This is a genomic window from Pseudomonas sp. FSO-7, from assembly GCF_059579345.1.
The window spans coordinates 3,994,147-4,014,885 of the sequence record NZ_CM184193.1; the positions used below are offsets into that span (position 1 = coordinate 3,994,147).

Here is a 20,739-nt window from a genome sequence, read left to right on the forward strand (position 1 = left end):
TGGCGAAACGCTCAAATGAATGCGATCGATAAACTCATCAGCCTGGCCAACGTTCGCGGCAGCCTGGACCTGCGCTGTCAGTTCCAGGGCGACTGGGCCCTGGATCACGGGCAACAAGCCCTGGGTACGGCGCCCTATCACATCGTGCTGGCCGGCGAATGCCGCGTCGAGTTTGCCGATGGGCAGCGCTTGCCCATGCGCGCCGGTGACATCCTGCTCCTGCCGCGAGGCGCCCCGCACCTCATGCACAGCCCTGGGAAAACGGTGACGCCGACCTCACCCCGGATCGTGACCGGAGGCACCCTGCCGATTCATCGTATTGGCGGTGCCAGCGCGGAGCTGGACATGCTTTGCGGTGGTTTTCACTTCAACCGGGCTTCGTTGCTGTTCAGCGCCCTGCCCGAATACCTGGTGATTCCCAGCGGCGCATTACCGGCCAACGGGCCATTGCCGGCGCTGGTGGAGATCCTTCGCGGGGAAGCGGATGGGGACCAGCCCGGCGCTCGCTTCTTGCTCGACGCCTTGTCCCAGGCCCTGTTCACTCTGATTCTGCGTGCGCACCTGGCGAGCCATGGCCAGGACAGCGGCTCGCTGGCCCTGCTCGGCGACAAGCGCCTGGGCCGGGCCTGGCAAGCGATGCTGGCGGACCCGGCGCACGAGTGGACCATTCAAGGCCTGGCGGACCTCGCGAGCATGTCCCGGGCCAATTTCATGCGCGCATTCGTCAAGCTGGCCGGCGTCTCGCCGTGGGTGCTGTTGACGCAAGTGCGGATGGAGTTGGCCTTCAGCCTGCTCAGCCACTCACACCTGGGGCTGAGCGATATTGCCGTACAGGTCGGCTACCAATCCCAGGCTGCGTTCAGCAAGAAATTCAAGGAAATCTACGGCGAAGCGCCAGGGCGGGTGCGCCGTGGGATCCAGGCCCAAGCGTGCGCTGACCATCAAGCGCTATCCGCTCGCAGGGCCGGGTTCGCGCGCAGGTGCTCGACGATGTAGTCCACGAAACTGCGCACGCGCATTGGCGCCTTGCGTCGTTCACGGTAGACCACATGCACCGGCAGCGAGGGCGGCTCATAGGCTTGCAAGACCCTGCGCAAGCGTCCGCTGCTCAGATAGTCGTACAACGGATAGCTCAAGCAGCGCGTCACCCCGGCCCCATGAGCCGCAGCGTCGATGGCCGCCTGTAGCGTGGTGCAACTGAGCCGCGTGCGTGCTTTCAAGCCATTGGCCTCTCCCTGCTGTTGGAACGACCACTGGACCCAATCCTGGTTGGCCTGCGTGGCGATCAGTCGATGATCGTGCAGATCCCGCGGCACAATCGGCTCACCGTGCATCGCCAGGTAACCAGGACTGGCGCAGACCAGCGAGCGAACGCTGCCGACAGGTCGCGCGATCAATGAGCAACTGGGTAGAGGCCCCACCAGCACCGCGACATCCAGCCCCTCCTCATGCATGTTCGGGAAACGATCATGGTAGTGGGCCAATACCCTGATCTCGGGGAAGTGATCCATGTAGCCGGCCAACACCGGGGCCATGACATAACGGCTGAACAACGCGGGCAACAGAATCGTCAAATTGCCCTGCGCCTGGACATGCCAGCCCTTGGCCGATGCTTCAGCCTCGTCGACGGCCTTGAGAATGCGTGAACAATCGGCCATGAAGCCGACCCCGGCTTCCGTCAGCGCCACCCCGCGCGTGCTTCGTGACAGTAACTGCACACCCAGTCGCGCCTCCAGCCGAGCGACCGCACGCATCACGGTGGGTCCGGAGACGTTGAGGCGCTGGGCGGCCGAGGCGAGACTGGGGCACTGCGACAGCGCGTGGAAGATCAGCATTTCCTGGTGGCGCGCCATCAGCCGGTGCCTTTTACGACAGGTTTGAGCGTGACGTCGTCTCCCAGCCGATCCGCGAGGAAGTCCACGAACGTGCGCACCTTGGCCGGTACTCGGTTGCTTTTCTGATACACCACGTGGATCGGCAATGCCGGTGGTTCGAAGGCCTTGAGCACCACTTCCAGTTCACCCTCGGCGACCTGCCGGGCCACTTGATAGGACAATACCCGGGTAACGCCCCAGCCCTGGCGGGCGATATTGATCGCGGCCTGATTCGCGGTCACCACCAGGCGAGGATCAACGCGCAGGTTCAATGAATTTGCGTCGTCCATGAACTGCCAGTGGCTCAGCAAATGACTGGCCGAAGACATCACGATATTGGCCTTGCTCAACTCGCCAGGATGAGTCGGCCGTCCATGGCGCTGGAAATAGGCCGGGGCGCCGCAAATCACTTGGCGTACCTCACCGACCTTGATGGCATGCTGATTGTTTTCTTGCAAATGGCCGATGCGGATCGCTACATCGATGCCCTCGTCGGCGATATTCACCACGCGATCGACCAACAAGGCGTTGAGGTGTACCGAGGGAAATTGATCCAGGTAATCCGTCAGCAAAGGCGCGATGTACAACTCGCCAAACAGCACCGGCGCGGTGACCGTCAGATACCCGCAGGGGACCGAGTAGCTGCCGGCGGCGGCCTCTTCGGCCTCTTCGAGTTCACTCAGGATCCGTCGGCAATCTTCCAGGTAGCGTTGCCCCGCTTCGGTCAGGTGCACATTGCGGGTGGTGCGAGACAACAGCTGGGTGCCGATCCGTTCTTCCATGGCCGCAATGGCCCGTGTCACGCTCGGTGGCGAAATGCGCAGGCGGCGGGCGGCAGCGGCGAACCCTTCCTCCTCGGCAACCGCCATGAAAATATGCATTTCCTGAAAGCGATCCATGGGCGATCCAGCCTGGGTTGGGGGAGATTGAAAAGACGTGCCGGTTACGCCTGAAAGTTTGCCGGAAGAGGCCTCCCGGCAAGCACCTGCGGTTTGGATCAGGCTTGCTGCAAGCCTTTGGCGGTACGCTGCATGCCGACGAAATTCGGCAGGGCTTCGATGCTGCCCAACCAAGCCCGGACGTTCGGGTAGTCGGTCAGCGCGACGTTGCCTTCCGGTGCATGGGACACGTAGGTGTACGCGGCCACATCGGCGATGGTCGGTTGCTCACCGGCCAGGAATCGGCTTCGCCCCAGCTCCGTCTCCATCACCTTCAACAGGGCATGGGAACGCTTGATGGCGTCTTCGGCGTCATAACCGGCGCCGAACACGGTGATCAATCGAGCGTTGGCCGGCCCCAGGTTGATCTGCCCCGCCGCCACCGAAAGCCAGCGCTGTACCCGGGCCTGGGCGAGCGGATCACTGGGCAGCCATTGGCCCTTGCCGTATTTGGCCGCGAGGTAGACCAGGATCGCGTTCGAGTCGGCCAGCACAACACCGTTGTCATCGATCACCGGCACCTGGCCAAAGCTGTTGATGGCGAGAAACTCCGGGGTCTTGTGCTCGCCTTTCATCAAGTCCACGAATACCAGCTCGGTCGGCAGCCCCAGCAGCGAGAGCATCAGCTCGACACGATGGGCGTGACCCGACAACGGGTGGCGATAAAGTTTGATCGCGTTCTCAGACATGACGTACTCCGTGTTGTTTGGGCTCGAAGCGGTGATCGCGTCGATGGCGCTATCCTCTGCTCTTGCACCGGACAGCGGAATAACCAGCTTTTACAATCCAGCATTTCATTCGGTGAAACGATCAGGCACCCTAGACCTCAAGCACCAGCGGCTCGCTCCCTTGGGCCGGTACCGCGCAACAGATCAGCACTTCACCTTCGCCAACCGGTTCGGCCGGCTGGCTCAGGTAATGCACCTGGCCACGGCTCAAGCGGGTTTTGCAGGTACCGCAGGAACCGCCGCGGCAGCTGAATTCCGGGTTCAGGCCACGCGCTTCGGCCAGCTCCAGCAGCGTTCCGCCGCCGGGTTCCCAACGGGCTTCCTTGCCGGAACTGGCAAACAAGACCTTCACCGCTTCAGTCGCGGCCGGCACTTGCTGGGGCGCCGGCATGCTGACTTCGATATCCCGCACCAGGGTGGAGGGACCAAAAGTTTCCGCATGGATGCGATCGTCAGGGATGCGCAATTTGCGCAGCCCGTCGTACAGCGCCTGGGTAAAGCTGCCCGGCCCGCACAGATAAAAGTCGTAGTCGTTGAGCGGCAGCAGTTTCTTCAGCAGCTCCACATCGATCCGGCCCGCCAGGTCATAGCCTTCACCCACCTTCGCCTCGGTGGGCGGTTGGCTGACCATGCGCACAACCTTGAGCTTGTCGCCAGCACGGGCGGCCAGTTCTTCGATTTCTTCACGGAACGCCAGGTCGGCCACCGAGCGGGCGCTTTGCACCAGCCAGACCGGGCGCATGCGACTGATGCGTTGTCCCTGGTAAACCACCTCACGCAACATCGACAACAACGGCGTGATGCCCACCCCCGCTGCCAGCAACACCAACGGACGCCGCTCGGTGGCCTGGACGGTGAAATGGCCCTGGGGCGCCCGCGCGTCGATCTCGTGTAGCGCCCGCACCTGCTCATGCAGGTGGGACGACACCGATCCACCGCGCTTGACGCTGATGCGCAGGAAATCATCCGACGGCGCACTGGAAACGCTGTAGGTTCGGATCGACGGAGCGTTCTGCCCCTCCAGCTGGATCCGCACCGGCAAATGTTGCCCGGCTTCAAACCGGGGCAAACCCAAGCCATCGCTCGCCTGCAGATAGAATGAGCGAATGTCGGGGCTCTCGTCCACGACCCGCGCGACCCGCAATGAACGCCAGCGGCTACGCAGCGCCTCGGCCTGCAAACGTTCGGCGGCTTGCTCCCAGCTGCCGGTCATCAATGAATTGGGGGAGTCGCCCTCGTCCTGGTCTTTCCAGCGCAGCGCGATGGCGGCCGGGCGATGGACGATGCGTTGCGGCGTGAAGCGCAACAGCCGCTCGGCGCCTTGAAAGGCCTTGATCTCGGGATCGTCCAGCAGGACTTGCGCCGAACCGCTCATTTGCAGCAGATCGCCGGTCTGGAAATCGACGAACACCAACCCGGCCCGTGGGTTGAGCAGGATGTTGCCCAAGGTGTTGAAGAACAGGTTGCCGGAAAAATCCGGAATGGTCAGCGACCCGTCTTCGTCCATGCGCACGAACCCAGGCTTGCCGCCACGGTGGGAAGCATCGACCTGCCGCTCGCCATCGCGCACCACGTAGGTGGCGATATAGAACGAATCGGCCGCTGTCACCAGGCGACGGACCAGCGGGTCTGACACGGTCAATTGACGCGGTGCGGCGGCCTGCGCGTCGACAAATTGGTACTGGCGCAGGTTGATGTAGCGAGGGCAGTTGCCATAGGCCTGGCTCACTGCAATCTCCAGCCCCGGGGCAAGCTGACGGCGCACGACGCCGTTCATGCGATTACGCCGACGGGTGTGCAACTCGATCCCCAGCATGCCGATGGCATCCCCCTCGCCCATGCCTTCCTGGGCCGGGTCGTTCGGCTCGGGCTCGAGGTTGATGTGCAGGGTCTGCGGATCGGGCGAGCTCATGAACCCTGGTTGTCCCGCGCGCAGGGTCGCCCAGATATCGCCTTGCCGATCCACCGCCCCCAGCACCACGAAAGGCAGTTGGGCGTAGAACTCCCGGTGCTGGTCCGGCATCCACGTACGCGCCAGTTGCCGTTGGCCGACGCTGGTCATCATGTCGACTGCCCCAACGGAGCGCTGCAAGGTCAGCTCTCCTTCGTGCCAGGGCGAGTTTTTTGCTTGCAAGGCTTCGTCCATCAGCTACTCCTCGCGCTCGCAGCATCAACGCCTGCGCCAGTGCGCTACGGTTAGGGATTCTCCGCCATCGTTTGCACGGCTGTGCAAGTGGCTGGAGCCATCTTCTGCCCAAAGCGGCTGCGCAGGAATACGCACAAACTGCAATCCACCGTTTCATAAAATGGAATGGTGGGCTCAGGTCCTGACACTGGCGAAATGCTTGGTCAATTCGAGCAAGGTCGCCCGCAACTCCGGAGGCCGCACGGGCTTGGCGAGGATCGAAATATTCATGTGGTGCAATGCGTGGCGAATTCTTTCGATCTCATGGCCGGTCATGATCATGGCGGGGACTTCCCAGCCCCGTTGTTCGCGAATCGCGGCGATGCATTCGGCCCCCGAGACCTTCGGCCCCAGGTCGAAGTCGGCAATGATGATGTCGCAGTCACTGGTCACGCCCACCCCGTCGCTGTGGGTTTCCACTTCGCATCCCCACTTCTCCAACAGCGCCGACGTCGCCATCAGTACGTTGGCGTCATCCTCCACCAGGCACACCCGCAAGCCCTGCAAGCGGCTTTGCGTGGGCACCGGTCTGTCCACCAGCGCCCTTGGCGCGACCCTTTCCAGCCCTTGGATCATGGCACGCGTGCCCTGGCCGAGGCGGGAGTCCAGCTGGATGTCCAGATTGATCAGGTGGCTGATTCGCTTGACGATAGACAACCCCAGGCCCAGCCCCTCGACGTCCTTGTCACGGACGTGGCGTACCCGATAAAACTCCTTGAACACCTCAGGCAGATGTTCGGCGGCAATGCCCCGGCCCTTGTCATAGATGACGATAGCCAGGCCACTGCCTTTCGGACGCACACCGATCAACACCGGTTGGCCGGGGGCATATTTGAGCGTATTGGAGACCAGGTTCTGCACCATGGTCGCCAACAGGCCGGCATTGACGTTGACCCAATGCCGACAAGGTCGCAGGCGCAACTCGACACCGGCCCAGCGGGCGGCTTCGGTGTTCTGCTTGACCACGTCCTGGAGCAACGCGCCCAGGTGCACGGGTTCGGCCTGGGGTTCAAGCTGCCCGTTATCGAGGGTGTAGATGTCCAGGATCGAACGAAACAGCTGCGACACGATGTGCAACGAGCGGTCGATGTTGTCCACCAGTCGCAACTCTTCCTGGCCCAACCGGGCATCGCGCAGGCAGGCGGTGAACAAGCCGATCGAGTGGATCGGCTGGCGCAAGTCATGGCTGGCCTGGGCCAGGAAGCGGGATTTTTCCTGGTTCGCGGCAATCGCCTCTTCAGAAGCGATGCGAGTACGGGTCAGCAGGATATGCGCGTAGGCAGGCACCACGATGGTGGTGACGATCAACGTCAGGAACAGGTAGGGCTGGCCACGCCAGAACGGCGTGAGCAGGAAAATCACCCCCAGGGTCGACAGCGCGATACCGGTTGCCAGCGCCAGGTAGCGCGAGCCGAAACGCATGCCATTGCCCAACGTGACCCAGAGCAATGCGGCGTACACCGGCAGCGTGCCCTCCCCGCCCACGATCAAGGCGAAGGCGAGGCTTGCGTAATCCAGTGTCATGGCAAAAAGACGACGCAGGAAGAAGTGCCCGGGCCAGCGCTTGACCGCCATGCGCAGCGGGACCGCGACGCCGAAGAAAAAAGTCATGTACCACAGGATCGGTACATAGGTTTCGAAGTCACTGGCCAGACAAGCCACCACAATGACGTAGAGTGAAGCACAGGCCCCGACCGTCAATCTCAATGTCGCCTGATCAAGCTCGCTATTTTTTTCCGTCATATTCACAGTTTTTTATTCCAACATGAAGTTTGTTTCAAACTGAAACCCGAGGGGCAGTTTAGGTTACGATGCGCGAACTTGAAGTCAGAAGGATCTGAAGCATGACGTGCAGAGTCATTGTGGCCGATGATCATCCTTTGTTTCGTGAAGGTATGTTGAGAACCCTCGAACGGCTTCTGCCGACAGCCAACATAGAACAAGCGGGCAATCTGGATGAAGTATTGGCGCTGGCGCGTTCCGGGGAGGAAGTGGACTCCCTGATACTCGACTTGCGTTTTCCCGGGATCAAATCGTTGCACGTCATCGGCCAGTTGCGCAGCGAGTTCAAACGAACCTCCATTATTGTGGTTTCAATGATGGATGACATTGATGTTATTTCCCAGGTAATGGCCCTGGGGGCTGACGGTTTCATCGGCAAGAATATCGACCCCGCCGGCATTGCCGACGCCATCATGGCAATACGCGAAGGCGAAGTGGTGGTGAAGTATCAAGCCGAAAACGCGGTCCAGGACGATGCGCTTTCCCAACTGACAGTGCGCCAGCGGCAAGTGCTTGGCCTGATCGCGGCCGGCAAGACCAACAAGGAGATAGCCCGGGACCTGGGCATTTCCCCGTTCACGGTGCGCATCCATGTCTCGAGCCTGCTCAAATCCCTGGGTGTTCCCACGCGCGCAGCGGCTGCGGCGCAATTTTCCAACTTCCCCAGCCATGGCGGATGGTCGGAAAAACAGGATAATTAACTGTATAACGGCCGCCAATACGCATTGATCATTCCTCTCGTTGCTCGCCTACCAGGCCATAGCACACTTGTACTATAGCTTCGTCCAGTACTCTCCCCCTAAGCTGTGGACGCTCCCTAAAAAGGCTGTTCAAACAGCCAAACATAAAGAAAGCCAACGCGCCATTCGCCATGCAGTATCACTGTGCCTATCGAAATGTTATGGCGTGTAAAGCCTATGGATTAAATAAACCCATAGACGGCGCAATGCTGGGTCAACTTCACCGTCTGCCCGGTTGAAGTGGAAGGGTCCTGACATTAACTCAAGGAAAGTCATCATGTCCTTCGTATATGGAAAAACACTTAGAAACGGATTGTCACTGTGCGTGCTGGCGGGCGTACTCAACGGCTGTGCAAACACCGCTGACTTGGGTAACTTGATGAGCACCTTGAATCAGGGTGCGAAAAAATACGACGTCGCTTACCTCAAGCAGACGATCATTCCGGGCAAGACGACCAAAGGCCAGATCACTCAAATGTTCGGCGCGCCGACCAATGAAGAACTCAATTCGACCAGCACCAGCAACGAGTCGAACTGGACCTATGAAAAGAGTGATGAGGGCCTGGATAAATACATGAAGCTGGCCAATAAGTACGTGTCGACCGAGACGCGCCAGAAGATGTACGACACCTCGGCACAACTGTCCAAGGCACAAACCGTGGCCAACGACGTCAGCAGCGTGACCGGCACGAAAACCGGCCAAAGCCAGACCCAAGGTTCGGTATTGACCATTTATTTCGTCGATGACGTCGTGAAGTACTACAGGGTCTACTGACGCAATGACTCGTCCGTTGGGGACAGCATCAAGCCTGTCCCCCCCCCTCACCGAGGCTAGCCGCTACGCTTGGAGGCATCAGAGATCATGAGATGCCAAAGCCAGTGGAAAAGAACAGTGAACTCGACCAGGCGACGTTACGCCTGACCGTCAGCGCCTGCGCGCTGTTGTATATCGTCGTATTGGCCAGTCTCCATCCCGGTGATGCCACAAGCTACGTGCCCATCATCGTCTACATCGTGACGTTTATCGTCGCCTCGGTATTCCTGCGCATGATCATCAAGCGTTGGCCGGGACACTTCTTCTGGCGACGCCTTTTCTCGATGCTGCATGACTACACAGGCATCGCTTTCGCCATGGTGCTGGGCGGTGAAAGCGCACTGCCGATCTACGCCGCGCTGCTCTGGGTCACTTTGGGCAATGGCATGCGCTTCGGCTCGCGCTACCTGGCACTGGCAACCGTTATCGCGCTGTCGACCCTGGTGCTGGTTTTCTGGCTCAACCCGTTCTGGCACACCCAGCCCTACATGTTCCTGATGGTGATCGTCACCACCATCGTGGTGCCCGCCTACGCACACATTCTGCTCAAGCGCACACGCATTGCCTCCGAAGAAGCCATGGCGGCCAACCAGGAGAAATCAAGGTTCCTGGCCCAGGCCAGCCATGACCTGCGCCAACCCATTCATTCCATCGGCCTGTTCACCGCCTGCCTGCGTGACGCCAGGCTGGGCCTGGAAGAATTGCGCTTGGTGGACAACATCGACCGTTCGCTGCACACCGTATCGCAGCTGTTCCGTTCGATCCTCGACATCTACACCCTGGACCACGGCCAACTGATGCCGAAGGCCGACACCGTCCATTTGGGAGCGTTATTGCAGGACGTCGTCAAGCAGAACACCGAGGCGGCTCGCTGGGCCGGGGTCGAATTGCGCCTGCGCGCCTGTCCTTACTGGGTCAGCGTCAATCCAGGCATGTTGACCACAATGGTCCAGAACCTGCTGTCCAACGCCCTCAAATACGCGCCCGGCCAACCGGTGCTGATCGGTGTGCGGCGCCAGGGCACGCGCCTGGCCGTGGTGATCTACGACAAGGGGCGCGGCATTGCCGCCGAACATTTGCCCGAAGTGTTCAAGGAGTTCTACCGCGTGCGCCATGTGCGCGACAAGGATGTCGAGGGCCTTGGCCTGGGCCTGTCCATCGTCAAGCGCATCAGCCAGATACTCGGTGTCGATATACATATCCGTTCCACCGTAGGACAAGGCACCCAGGTGGCGATCAGCGGCCTGGAACTGGCGGCGCCAAGGGCCATGGAGCCCAAGGTGTCACCCGTCCAGCATCGCTTGGACGGATTACGGGTGTGCTTGGTGGAAGACGACGCCAACGTCCTGATGGCGACGTCGGCGCTCCTGGAAAAATGGGGCTGCGAGGTGGAAACCCACAGCGACGGCGAAGGGCTGACCAGCGATTGCGACATCATCATTGCCGACTTCGACCTGGGTACGAAGGTTTCCGGCTCCGAATGCATCGCCGCGATACGCGAGCAGCGCGGCTGGCAAGTCCCGGCGCTGGTCATCACCGGGCATGAGATCGAGCGGATACGCCAATCGCTGCACAGCCTGAACATCTCGGTGCTGGCCAAGCCCGTGCGACCGCCAGAGCTGCGAACGGTATTGCTTGAACGGGTCAAGCGCATGGATCGCCAGGGCGAGGACTCAGCTCACCTCAACCCACCCAGCCGATAGCCGTCTTGGGAATCACCTCGGACTCGTCGAGCTTGGACGCGAACATGCTCACCGCATCGAGGGCATCGGTGGTCCCGTTCCGGATCTGCACGATGACCGATCCGGCCTGGTCTGCCAGGGTGACGCCGCGCAAGGCGCCCTCATGGGTCACGTTCATGCTCGCGACGGCATCGCGGGTTTCGGAGAGAATCATACCGATCATTTCGGCAATCTCCGAGGTGGAACGACTGGTGCGCCCGGCCAGTTGCCGGACCTCATCGGCCACCACCGCGAACCCCCTCCCCTGATCGCCGGCCCGCGCGGCCTCGATGGCCGCGTTGAGGGCCAGCAGGTTGGTCTGGTCGGCAATGCCGCGAATGGTGTTGACGATGGCCGTGATCTCTTCCGAACGCGCCCCCAATTGTCCAACCAGGCGTGCGGAGGCGCCGATGTTGTCGGCGATCTCACGCATCTCCTTGGCGGTCTGGTGGATCACCTGGGCGCCCTGCTCGGCCACGCGTTCGGTTTCGGCGGAGATGTGGTACGCACGGGAGGCGCCGCGCGAATCCTCTTCGAACTTCTCCACCCGTTCGGTGATGTCGCTGGCGAACTTCACAATCTTGCACAACTTGCCTTCGGCGTCGTAGACCGGGTTGTAGCTGGCTTCCAGCCAGACGACTTTGCCGTTTTTGCCGAGGCGCTTGAATTGACCGCTGAAAAACTCACCGGCGTTGAGACGACGCCAGAAATCACTGTACTCCGAGCTGCCCACCAGGCTCGGTTCGCAAAACATCCGGTGGTGCTTGCCCTTGAGTTCGGCCTGTGAGTAATGCATGACATTCATGAAGTTGTCGTTGGCGGTCAGGATGTTGCCGCCCAGGTCGAACTCGATGACTGCCATGGCCCGGTCGAGGGCCGCCAGCCGACCCCGTGTTTCGGCCTCAGCGGTCACCTTGGCGGTGACATCCAGTGCGTATTTGACCACTTTCGCGACGCGGCCTTGTTCGTCCATCATCGGGTTATAGCTTGCTTCCAGCCACACGTTCTGGCCTGACGCGCTACGCCGCTGAAACGTGCCGGAAACGAATTGACCGGTGCGCAACTTGTTCCAGAATTCACGGTACTCGGCGCTGCCCGCCAGCGCTGGGGTGCAGAAATCACGATGGGACAGGCTGGCCAATTGATCTGCACGGTAGCCCATCGTGCTCAGGAAATTCTCGTTCGCCCGAAGGACCTTACCGTCGGGGCTGAACTCGATAACAGCCATCGACCGCTCCAGGGCGCCGACCAGTCCTTTGTAAGTTGCCAATTCGGCCGTCCTAGCCGTCAGTTCATTTTTTAGTTTTTTATTAAACATGACGTACCCTCGGTGCCCCCTGAAAGTAACCGGACCTTCTATGTGTATATCGGCTGGCTTGCGGGGGACTGAACGGTACGGCTTAATCACGTTTCGGCGCCAAAACTCACCGCATCCATCAACCAGGTTCTAAAGGCCTGCACCTTTGGCGCATCGGCCAGTTCATGGGGGGTGACGAAGTAAAAGCCCAGGTCAGACTTCAACCGCAGATCAAAGGGTGCAACCAATCGTCCCGCCTTCAGGTCATCCTCGACATACGTTGAACGGCCGATGCACACCCCCAGGCCATCAACCGCCGCCTGTACGGCCATCATGGCCAGGTCGAAGGTCAGCCGGCTGCCTTCGGCCAGTCTTTTCGGCTGGCCAGCGGCACTCAACCATGAAGCCCAGTCGCCGCTGGTCACCCCACTGACCTGCAACAAGGTGTGCTGGGCCAGGTCGCCGGGGGCCTGCAAGGGGGTGGGACCTTGCAGCAGCCTGGGGCTGCACACCGGGAAGATTTCGTCGGCCATCAGCCAGTCGGCCCGCACGCCCTTCCAATCGCCGACACCGTAACGAATGGCCGCATCGACGCCGCCCTTGCGAAAATCCACCCGTTCCGTGGATGCGGTGACGCGCACGTCGATATTCGGGAACGCCTGTTGGAAGGACGCCAGCCGCGGCAGCAACCATTTGGAGGCAAAAGAAACCAGGGTGCTGATCGTCAAGACACTGTTGTTGCGGCTTTCCAGCAACGTCTCCGTGCAATAACGCAGTTCATGGAAGGCCGACCGAACGCCTGGGAAATAGGCCTGACCTTCGCAGGTCAGGGCCAGGCCGTCCTTGAGCCGCAGGAACAGACGCACGCCCAGTTCCTCTTCGAGCCGGCGAATCTGATGGCTGATGGCTGTTTGAGTGACGTTCAGCTCTGCTGCGGCTTTGGTAAAGCTCATGTGCCTGGCAGCTGACTCGAACGCTTTCAGGCCGTTGAGAGAAGAGATTCGGGTGGCCATGGCGGCTTGCTGAGCTCATGAGATTTTGTCATACGCTAGCACTGAAGATGTCCTTTGAAAATGTTCCGGCCCTCACCGATTCTGGCGGCCCGCCCCCCGCCTGTGAGGAAACCATGAAACTGTACTTTGCCCCCATGACCTGCTCATTGTCCCCGCACATCGTGCTGCGGGAATTGGACCTGCCCTTTGAGTTGATCCGGGTCGACAACAAGACCAAGCGCACCGCCGACGGGCTCGACTTTCTGAGCATCAACCCCAAGGGTTACGTGGCCGCCTTGATGTTGGAAAACGGCAGCGTGCTGACCGAGGGGCCCGCCATTGTCCAGTACCTGGCCGACCTGGTGCCCGGAAACACGCTAGCCCCGGCCAATGGCACCTGGGAGCGGGTTCGCCTGCAGGAGTGGTTGAACTTCATCAGCGCCGAAATCCACAGCGGCTGTGCCCCGCTGTTCAACGCCGACATTGCCGAACCAACCAAAGCGATCTTCAGGGCAAAACTGTTCAAGCGCCTGGATTACCTCAGCCAGGCCCTTGCACGACAGGACTACCTGATGGGCCGCTTCGGCCTGGCCGACGGCTATCTGTTTACCGTTTTGAACTGGTTGCCGTTGTTCAATATCGAGATCGGGGACTGGCCGGTGCTGGCGTCGTTCATGGCCCGAATCGCAGCACGCCCCAGTGTTCGGGCGGCGATGGCAGCGGAGGCGGCATAACCACAGGCCAGGCAGCATCATAAAAACTTCATGGTGCCGGAGCATGATCGCCAGGTTTGCTGATTACTTTCGTTCCCATTCAGCGAGGTAGGATCATGCCACCGCAAGGACTCCAGGTGGATTTCGCCCACCGACCACGGCTTGCCGATCTGCACCCCCTGCAGGAAACCGCCAGGCGCGTGTCCGGCGCCCTGCGCAAACAGGCAGAGCCCACCGTCACGCCGGCAGTGCAGTTGCAAGACCGACAGGGATACGACAGCGGCTTTCTTGGCGACTTCATAGTGCCTTGGCCGAGCGTGGAAGCGACGTTGGTCGATGACGTCTACCCGACCGGCACCGCCGACAATCGCCTGGATTATCAGCACTTCTCCATCACGCTTTCGCGACGGCGACGTCTGGCCCTGGTGGCGGGCGTCAACATCGATGGCGCCAGCAGTGTCGAGATCGACCGGGGTCGTGATGCCTGGGCCTACGACGGACGAATCCCCAGCGACGCCCAGATTGGCGAAGCGCTGTATGCCGGCAATTTACTGGATCGCGGTCATCTGGTCAGACGACAGGACCCCAATTGGGGCCCCGACGCACAGACCGCCAACAACGACACCTTCCACTTCACCAACTGCTCGCCGCAGATGGCAGCCTTCAATCAAAAAACCTGGCTTGAACTTGAGGATTACATCCTCGATAACACGCGTCGGTGGAAAGCCAGGGCGACGATATTTACCGGACCGTTGTTCCGGGACGATGATCAAACGTACAGAGGCGTACAGATCCCCACCGCCTTCTGGAAGGTCGTGGCCTTTCTCGGTGACGACGGCAAACCTTCGGCCAGTGCCTACATGATTGACCAGCGCCAGGAGCTGGAACAATTGGAATTGGTGTTCGGGGCACTCAAGACCTACCGGCGCAGCGTCGATCAAATCGAAGCGCTGACCGGTATCTGCTTTGGCAGCTTGGCTGACTATGACGGCTTCTCCAATGAAGAACGACTGACCGGTACGAGGATTGAAGCGCCGATCCGTGGGCCTGAAGACATCCGCCTTTGAAAAGCGGTGGGAGCGAGTCTGCTCGCGATGGCGGTGGCACAGTCAACATCTCCGCAAGCTGACCCGCCGCTATCGCGAGCAAGCTCGCTCCCACAGGGGATTTAGGGTGTATCTCGAATCTCATGATCACCCCGGAAAACTGTGTGTACAAGCGAGCTTGCTCGCGATGACGGCGGCACAGTCAATATCTCCGCAAGCTGACCACCGCTATCGCGAGCAGGCTCGCTCCCACAGGGGATTCAGGGCGTATAAGCTCATGATCACCCCGAAAAACTGTGGGGGAAAGCTTGTTCACTCGGGTTATTCGCTCAAGGCCTGGCTGAAGGAGGTGTCGATAATCCCGGCAGTGGCCAACGGGGCCGGCAGTGCCTTGACCTTGAACAGGAAGTCCGCCGTGCTTTGCAGGTCGGCGGCGGCCTGTCGATCCACCGGGCCGACGCTCATGTGGGCCTGACGCAACCAATGTCGCGAGACGTTCTGGTCGAGATTGGCCTTTTTCGCCCACAGGTCCGCGTACGTATCAGTGTGGTTGTCGACCCAGGCGCGGGCTTGTTTCACGCGGCCGAGGAAGTCGGCGATGGCTTCGCGCTTGCTGTCGATGGCCGGCGTCGAAGCGGCGATGGCACTGAGGCCGGGCATGAGGTTTTTCGCCGTCAGGATCGGCCGGGCACCAGAGAACAGGATCTGTTGCGAGATGTAGGGTTCCCACACCGGAAAGGCGTCGATGCTGCCCTGGGGCAAGGCCGCCGCCGCGTCGATCGGCATCAGCTTGATGAATGCCACATGACTCTCCGGCAGGCCGGCCTGTTCCAGGGCACGCAGGGTCAGTTGCTGGCTCCAGGCACCCGGCCAATAGGCGACCTTCTTGCCCTTGAGGTCGGCGATGGTCTTGACCGGTGAATCCTTGGTCACCAACAGCGCAATGGTGTCCGGGTTCTGCCGTGAGACACCGATCAGTTTCACCGGTGCCTGCTTGGCCGCCAGGAACAGAAAACCCGAATCGCCGAGAAAACCCAGATCCAGGTCGCCGGTATTCAATGCCTCGGCCAGGGGCGCGGCGGCCTGGAAGTGTTTCCAGTCGACGCGGTAGGGGGCGCCCTCAAGCACCCCCGAGGCCTCCACCGAAGCCCGCACGTTGTAATAGTTCTGGTCGCCGACGTGCAGGACCAACGGCTCGCTGGCCTGGGCCAAAGGTGCGGCGAACAAGGTGCTCAAGAGCAGACGGCGCAGGGATCGAGCGAACTTCATGAAGGCATTCCTGAATGAATTTTCATAGAACATAACGCTCTTGCAATCCGCATTCGAAATTCTTTTAAAGCATAAGCTCAGAGTCGCAAGCAGCCAGTGTCCATAGCGCAACAGTGCCGCAACAGACTGTTGGCTGGGCAACATGTCCTGGAAGCCTTCACCCCAGGGCGGCCCCCGAAAACCGCCCGTTCGCCGGCTATGGCACAGAGCCTGCAATATTCCTTTCAAGCGTGATTCTCTACCGCTGTCCGATCTTTCGGAAATAAGAACATTGCCTTCTCGCCGCCTTGTCTGGAGCTGTTCCATGAAACCCGTCGTCCGCTTCTCCCTGGCCCGCGCCAGATACCTGATCAGCGCCTGCGCCCTGGCGTTGAGCCTGCCGTCTCTGGCCCTGGCCGCAGAAAGCCCCCCGGCCGAAGTGCACCTGGATTACGCCTATTATTCGCCGGTCAGCCTGGTACTCAAGCACTTCGGTTACCTGGAAAAGGCCCTGCCCCAGACCAAGGTCAGCTGGGTCCTGAGCCAAGGCAGTAACCGCTCCTTGGAATACCTCAATAGCGGCGGCGTCGACTTCGCTTCGTCCGCCAGCCTCGCCGCGGTGCTGAGCCGGGCCAATGGCAGCCCGATCAAGTCGGTGTATGTCTACAGCCGCGCCGAATGGACCGCCCTGGTGGTGCGCAAGGATTCGCCGTACCAAACGATCGCCGATTTGAAGGGCAAGAAGATTGCCGCCACCAAAGGCACCGATCCCTATCTGTTCACCCTGCGCAGCCTGCAACAGGCCGGGCTGAAAAAAGACGATGTGGAATTGGTGCATCTGCAACACCCGGACGGTCGTACCGCCCTGGAAAAAGGCGATGTCGACGCCTGGGCCGGTCTCGACCCGCACATGGCCGCCAGCGAAATACAGGCTGGCTCACGTCCGCTGTATCGCAACCCCGCCTTCAACAGCTACGGTGTGGTCAGCGTCACGGAGAAATATGCCCAGGAGCATCCGCAGACCATCGATACCGTGCTTGCGGCCTACGAACAGGCCCGGGCCTGGTCGGTGGAGCATCCGCAAGAGCTGGCCAAATTGCTGGCCGACGAATCCGGACTGCCACTGGAAGTCGCCCGGCTGCAACTGTCACGCACCGACCTGGGCAGCCCGCAGTTGAGTGCCAAGGATGTGTTGGCCTCCAAGGCTGCCGCGCCGATCCTGGTCTCGGAAGAATTGGTACGTCGCGGGGTGAATGTGGACCAGGTGATCGATCAATTGCTCGACACCGGCCGCCAGCAGGCCGTGGCCCGACAATAATCCCTTGCCCAGGCGACAACCGATCCGCGCCTGGCGCGGATTCGGTGTTGCCGGAGGACCGCCATGAGCACTAACAGCGAAGACCTCTCCAGCCCACATTTGGCCGTATCCGCATCGGGCAAAGCGCCTCTGTTCAATCCCGACCACTGGCGGCTGCGTCTCAAAGGCCTGGCCCTGCCAGTGCTGATCATCATGACCCTGGAAATCATCGTGCGCATCGGCTGGCTGCCCGCCTACCAGATGCCGGCCCCCAGCGAGATCGCCCTGACCCTCGCCGACCTGGCCGAAGGCGCACTGTGGAAACACATCAGCGCCAGCTTGTTGCGCGTACTGCTGGGCTTTGCCATCGGCGCCGGCCTGGCCTTGGTCTTCGCCGCCTGGGTTGGCTTGAGCCGGGAAGCCGAAGCCTATCTGGAGCCGACCTTCGCCGGCCTGCGCTCGATCCCCAGCCTGGCCTGGGTGCCGTTGCTCCTGCTATGGCTGGGCATCGACGAAACCTCGAAAGTGGTGTTGATCGCCATCGGCGCGTTCTTTCCCGTGTACCTCAATGGCGTGGCAGCGATTCGCAACATCGACCGCAAGCTGGTGGAGGTCGGCCATATGTACGGCTTCAGCCGCCGCCGTCTGGTGCGACGGATTCTCCTGCCCGCCGCCCTGCCCGGCCTGTTCACCGGGTTGCGCGGCGGCATGAGCCTGGCCTGGATGTTCCTGGTGGCCGCCGAGCTGATCGCCGCCACCAAAGGCCTGGGCTATCTGCTCAGCGATGGCCGCGAAACCTCGCGTCCGGACATCGTGCTGGCGGCGATTCTCGTGCTCGCCCTGCTGGGCAAGCTCAGCGACGGCATCCTCGCCGTTCTGGAAAAACGCTTCCTGGCCTGGCGCGACACCTTTAACGGCACCGAGGAGTGAGCCATGACCCAAGCCCTGCTGGAGCTCTACGTCGAGCGCAAGGCCTTCGCCGACACCACCGTGCTCAATCATATCCATCTGCAACTGCAACCCCGGGAAACCGTAAGCCTGCTAGGCCCCAGCGGCTGCGGCAAAAGCACCTTGCTGCGCATCGTTGCCGGCCTGGAGAAGGACTTTGAAGGACAACTGCTCAGCCACACCGGGCAGTTGGCCTTTGTGTTCCAGGAACCGAGGTTGATGCCCTGGCTGACGGTGCAACAGAATATCGGCTTTGTTGACGACGACGATTACGACAAGGCCTGGGTCGCGCAGTTGATCGAGGAAGTCGGCCTCACCGGTTTTGCCGACGCCTTGCCCAAGGCGTTGTCCGGCGGCATGGCGCAGCGGGTGGCAATTGCCCGCGGCCTGTACGGGCGACCACGGGTGCTGTTGCTGGACGAGCCTTTCAGCGCCGTGGATGCCTTCACCCGAATGAAACTGCAGGACCTGTTGCTGCAACTGGCCGAGCGGCACGCCATTGCCTTGTTGCTGGTGACGCACGATGTCGACGAGGCGCTGTACCTGAGCGACCGGGTGTTGGTGATGGACAACCGCCCCAGCAGCATTCGCCAAGCGTTGACGGTGCAACTGGACCATCCGCGAGACCGGCGCGACCCGTTGCTGGCCCGACTCAAAGCGCTGGCGCTGACCGAACTGCAGCGTGCTCATGTGATTTGATCAAGGTGCTTCGCTAAGCACTTAAAAGAATTAATCAATAAACAATCAGTATTTATGGTTATAAACATAACCACGTACTCTCAGCTCATCCCGTCCCATTGGTCACGACAGTGAAGTGCCTTATGAAACCGACTGACAACGTTATCGACTTCGTCCAGTTCCGCAAACGCAAGCAGGCTCAGCAACTGGCCCGGGCCATGTGGGAAATGTACGCACGTAATGCCGGTTACCAGGCGTTCCAGTGGGTCAAGGCATCCCAACCGACCAGGACGTATCAGGCGTGAGCGCCCAGGAACCCTCGCGCTTTTTGGCGAGTGCCGACGAACCCGAAGTGGATCTGAATAACCTGGAAGCCTTGGATGAGGATCCGATTTGCGAACGGGTCGCGCAGAATCTGCAACGCCTGCGCGGCAAGCGACACCTGTCCCTCGACGCCCTCGCCCGCCAGTGCGGAGTCAGCCGGGCCATGCTGGCGCAGATCGAGTCCGGACGCAGTGTGCCGTCGATCAAGGTGCTGTGCAAAATCGCCAAGGGCCTGAAGGTGTCGGTCGCCGCGTTCCTGGAACACCGGGCTTTCGAAGGGGTGGCGGTGCTGTCGGTCAGTCAGAGCAAACGGCTGGTCAGCGCCAGTGGCGCCTTCGTCAGCCGTGCCCTGTTCCCGTTCGATGTGGCACGCCAGTCGGAATTCTACGAGCTGCGCCTGAGCCCCTTGGGCGAGGACCGGTCCGAAGGGCACGGGCCCGGGGTCCAGGAGAACCTGGTGGTGTCTCAAGGTGTGCTGGAGATCAGTGTCAACGACGAGCGCTATCTGCTCTCCACGGGTGATTCGATTCTGTTCTACGCTGACCAGCCTCATCGGTATCGCAACCCGGCGGACAGTGAGGCGGTGGCGTATCTGGTGGTTACCTATCCGGAACGCCTGGACTGAAAAGTCAGGTTGGTGTGTATATCCGTTTCTTCGGTAACGGATAAACACACCGCCCGTAGCAACAAAAAATCAGCAGGTGCAGCACATCATCGGCATGCCATTGCAGCTCATCATCATCGGCATGTTGCAGTCGCTCATCATCTTCATCATCAAGGCGCAGCAGTTTTTCATCATGTCCATGTTCATGCCCGCCATCGGCATGACTTTGCACATCATGCAGTCCGCCATCACCGTGCATTCCATCACGCACTTCATCGACGGCATCGGCATGCCCATCATCGGCATTGGCATCATCATGCTCGCCATCGGCATGGCCATGCTCGCCTGGGACATGCACATCATGCTCATGTTGCCGCAATGCATCATCATCGGCATGCCGCAGTTCATCATCATCTGCATCATGTCGGCGCTGTTCTTGAACATGGCCATGTCCATGCCGGCAGCTGGCATCATCTTGCACTGCATGCCGTCCCCCATCATTTCGCAGGTCATGGTCGCCATCATCATCGGCATGCCCATCATCGGCATCATCGGCATGTTGGCGTTCATTGGCATTGGCATCTGCATGGCGTTCATCATGGTGGTGTTCCCTGTAAGTTCGAGAGTAGGACAAGCTGATGGGGCGGATTCTAAGCATTGACCCGGGCCCGACAAGATGACGATCGAACAGCAGGAATGAACGTTCAAACAGGCTTACCGGAGTGACACGCACCAAGTCGTCCGCTGCTGCATGCACTACGCTTTCATTGCAGACACTTTCTAAACGACAGCTTCGATTCTTCGGTCATG

The 20,739-nt window shown here is 60.6% G+C and carries 20 protein-coding genes and 1 pseudogene; 11 read left to right on the forward strand and 10 right to left on the reverse strand.

Features of this window, described 5'->3' with window-relative positions:
- Window positions 1-15: 15 nt before the first annotated feature.
- Window positions 16-996, forward strand: coding sequence for an AraC family transcriptional regulator (locus tag AC515T_RS17195; RefSeq protein ID WP_496529313.1), 981 nt, complete (start codon window positions 16-18; stop codon window positions 994-996).
- Here AC515T_RS17195 and AC515T_RS17200 read toward each other — a convergent pair.
- The 5 genes from AC515T_RS17200 to AC515T_RS17220 all read right to left on the reverse strand — a co-directional run bounded on the left by AC515T_RS17200 (window position 942) and on the right by AC515T_RS17220 (window position 7,468).
- Entirely contained in the window at window positions 942-1,853 is a 912-nt protein-coding gene (locus AC515T_RS17200; protein ID WP_496529314.1) for a LysR family transcriptional regulator, read from the reverse strand. The two genes, AC515T_RS17195 and AC515T_RS17200, sit on opposite strands and share 55 nt — an antisense overlap.
- On the reverse strand, window positions 1,853-2,773 hold the full coding sequence (locus tag AC515T_RS17205; protein ID WP_496529315.1) for a LysR family transcriptional regulator: 921 nt from the start codon (window positions 2,771-2,773) through the stop codon (window positions 1,853-1,855). The genes AC515T_RS17200 and AC515T_RS17205 overlap by 1 nt, the downstream gene beginning before the upstream one ends.
- 98 nt (window positions 2,774-2,871) lie before the next feature.
- Window positions 2,872-3,501: a glutathione S-transferase family protein gene (locus AC515T_RS17210; RefSeq protein ID WP_496529316.1), complete on the reverse strand. Its 630-nt coding sequence runs from the start codon at window positions 3,499-3,501 to the stop codon at window positions 2,872-2,874.
- A 130-nt stretch (window positions 3,502-3,631) separates the two neighbouring features.
- Window positions 3,632-5,686, reverse strand: coding sequence for a 2Fe-2S iron-sulfur cluster-binding protein (locus AC515T_RS17215; protein WP_496529317.1), 2,055 nt, complete (start codon window positions 5,684-5,686; stop codon window positions 3,632-3,634).
- Between the two features lie 174 nt (window positions 5,687-5,860).
- A complete protein-coding gene (locus AC515T_RS17220) occupies window positions 5,861-7,468 on the reverse strand; it encodes an ATP-binding response regulator (protein WP_496529318.1) in 1,608 nt (535 codons plus the stop codon).
- A 101-nt stretch (window positions 7,469-7,569) separates the two neighbouring features.
- Here AC515T_RS17220 and AC515T_RS17225 point away from each other — a divergent pair, with 101 nt between their 5' ends.
- The 3 genes from AC515T_RS17225 to AC515T_RS17235 all read left to right on the forward strand — a co-directional run bounded on the left by AC515T_RS17225 (window position 7,570) and on the right by AC515T_RS17235 (window position 10,764).
- Window positions 7,570-8,208, forward strand: coding sequence for a response regulator (locus AC515T_RS17225; RefSeq protein ID WP_496529319.1), 639 nt, complete (start codon window positions 7,570-7,572; stop codon window positions 8,206-8,208).
- 316 nt (window positions 8,209-8,524) lie between these two features.
- On the forward strand, window positions 8,525-9,022 hold the full coding sequence (locus tag AC515T_RS17230; protein ID WP_496529320.1) for a hypothetical protein: 498 nt from the start codon (window positions 8,525-8,527) through the stop codon (window positions 9,020-9,022).
- Window positions 9,023-9,114: 92 nt separating this feature from the next.
- Window positions 9,115-10,764 carry an ATP-binding response regulator gene (locus AC515T_RS17235; RefSeq protein ID WP_496529321.1) on the forward strand — a complete coding sequence of 550 codons (1,650 nt, stop codon included), beginning with the start codon at window positions 9,115-9,117 and terminating at the stop codon, window positions 10,762-10,764.
- On the opposite strand, the gene AC515T_RS17240 is transcribed toward AC515T_RS17235, so the two are convergent.
- The 3 genes and pseudogenes from AC515T_RS17240 to AC515T_RS17250 all read right to left on the reverse strand — a co-directional run bounded on the left by AC515T_RS17240 (window position 10,745) and on the right by AC515T_RS17250 (window position 13,092).
- Complete coding sequence (locus AC515T_RS17240; protein ID WP_371128517.1) at window positions 10,745-11,359, reverse strand: methyl-accepting chemotaxis protein; 615 nt, start codon at window positions 11,357-11,359, stop codon at window positions 10,745-10,747. The two genes, AC515T_RS17235 and AC515T_RS17240, sit on opposite strands and share 20 nt — an antisense overlap.
- Window positions 11,333-12,100, reverse strand: a pseudogene (locus AC515T_RS17245) (PAS domain-containing protein); the annotation flags it as partial. The gene AC515T_RS17240 and the pseudogene AC515T_RS17245, both read right to left, overlap by 27 nt.
- An 86-nt stretch (window positions 12,101-12,186) precedes the next feature.
- Window positions 12,187-13,092, reverse strand: coding sequence for a transcriptional regulator GcvA (locus AC515T_RS17250; RefSeq protein WP_496529322.1), 906 nt, complete (start codon window positions 13,090-13,092; stop codon window positions 12,187-12,189).
- A gap of 113 nt (window positions 13,093-13,205) precedes the next feature.
- Between AC515T_RS17250 and gstA the strand changes: the two genes are divergently transcribed.
- Together gstA and AC515T_RS17260 are read left to right on the forward strand one after the other, a co-directional pair.
- Window positions 13,206-13,805, forward strand: a complete 600-nt coding sequence (gene gstA, locus AC515T_RS17255; RefSeq protein ID WP_496529323.1) for a glutathione transferase GstA — start codon at window positions 13,206-13,208, stop codon at window positions 13,803-13,805.
- 95 nt (window positions 13,806-13,900) lie between these two features.
- Complete coding sequence (locus AC515T_RS17260; protein WP_496529324.1) at window positions 13,901-14,851, forward strand: DNA/RNA non-specific endonuclease; 951 nt, start codon at window positions 13,901-13,903, stop codon at window positions 14,849-14,851.
- Between the two features lie 300 nt (window positions 14,852-15,151).
- Here AC515T_RS17260 and AC515T_RS17265 read toward each other — a convergent pair whose 3' ends face one another.
- Window positions 15,152-16,099, reverse strand: a complete 948-nt coding sequence (locus AC515T_RS17265) for an ABC transporter substrate-binding protein (protein ID WP_496529325.1) — start codon at window positions 16,097-16,099, stop codon at window positions 15,152-15,154.
- Between the two features lie 304 nt (window positions 16,100-16,403).
- On the opposite strand from AC515T_RS17265, the gene AC515T_RS17270 reads away from it, so the two are divergent.
- The 5 genes from AC515T_RS17270 to AC515T_RS17290 all read left to right on the forward strand — a co-directional run bounded on the left by AC515T_RS17270 (window position 16,404) and on the right by AC515T_RS17290 (window position 19,950).
- A complete protein-coding gene (locus AC515T_RS17270; RefSeq protein ID WP_496529326.1) occupies window positions 16,404-17,396 on the forward strand; it encodes an aliphatic sulfonate ABC transporter substrate-binding protein in 993 nt (330 codons plus the stop codon).
- Window positions 17,397-17,459: 63 nt separating this feature from the next.
- Window positions 17,460-18,305 carry an ABC transporter permease gene (locus AC515T_RS17275; RefSeq protein WP_496529327.1) on the forward strand — a complete coding sequence of 282 codons (846 nt, stop codon included), beginning with the start codon at window positions 17,460-17,462 and terminating at the stop codon, window positions 18,303-18,305.
- Window positions 18,306-18,308: 3 nt separating this feature from the next.
- Window positions 18,309-19,022 (forward strand): ABC transporter ATP-binding protein, encoded by a 714-nt coding sequence (locus tag AC515T_RS17280; RefSeq protein ID WP_496529328.1) that lies wholly within the window; start codon window positions 18,309-18,311, stop codon window positions 19,020-19,022.
- 122 nt (window positions 19,023-19,144) lie between these two features.
- The gene (locus AC515T_RS17285; RefSeq protein ID WP_496529329.1) at window positions 19,145-19,306 is read left to right on the forward strand and encodes a hypothetical protein; all 162 of its coding nucleotides are present in this window, start codon (window positions 19,145-19,147) and stop codon (window positions 19,304-19,306) included.
- Window positions 19,307-19,359: 53 nt separating this feature from the next.
- The gene (locus AC515T_RS17290) at window positions 19,360-19,950 is read left to right on the forward strand and encodes a helix-turn-helix domain-containing protein (RefSeq protein WP_496533154.1); all 591 of its coding nucleotides are present in this window, start codon (window positions 19,360-19,362) and stop codon (window positions 19,948-19,950) included.
- A gap of 69 nt (window positions 19,951-20,019) precedes the next feature.
- Here AC515T_RS17290 and AC515T_RS17295 read toward each other — a convergent pair whose 3' ends face one another.
- The gene (locus tag AC515T_RS17295; protein ID WP_496529330.1) at window positions 20,020-20,529 is read right to left on the reverse strand and encodes a hypothetical protein; all 510 of its coding nucleotides are present in this window, start codon (window positions 20,527-20,529) and stop codon (window positions 20,020-20,022) included.
- Between the last annotated feature and the right edge of the window lie 210 nt (window positions 20,530-20,739).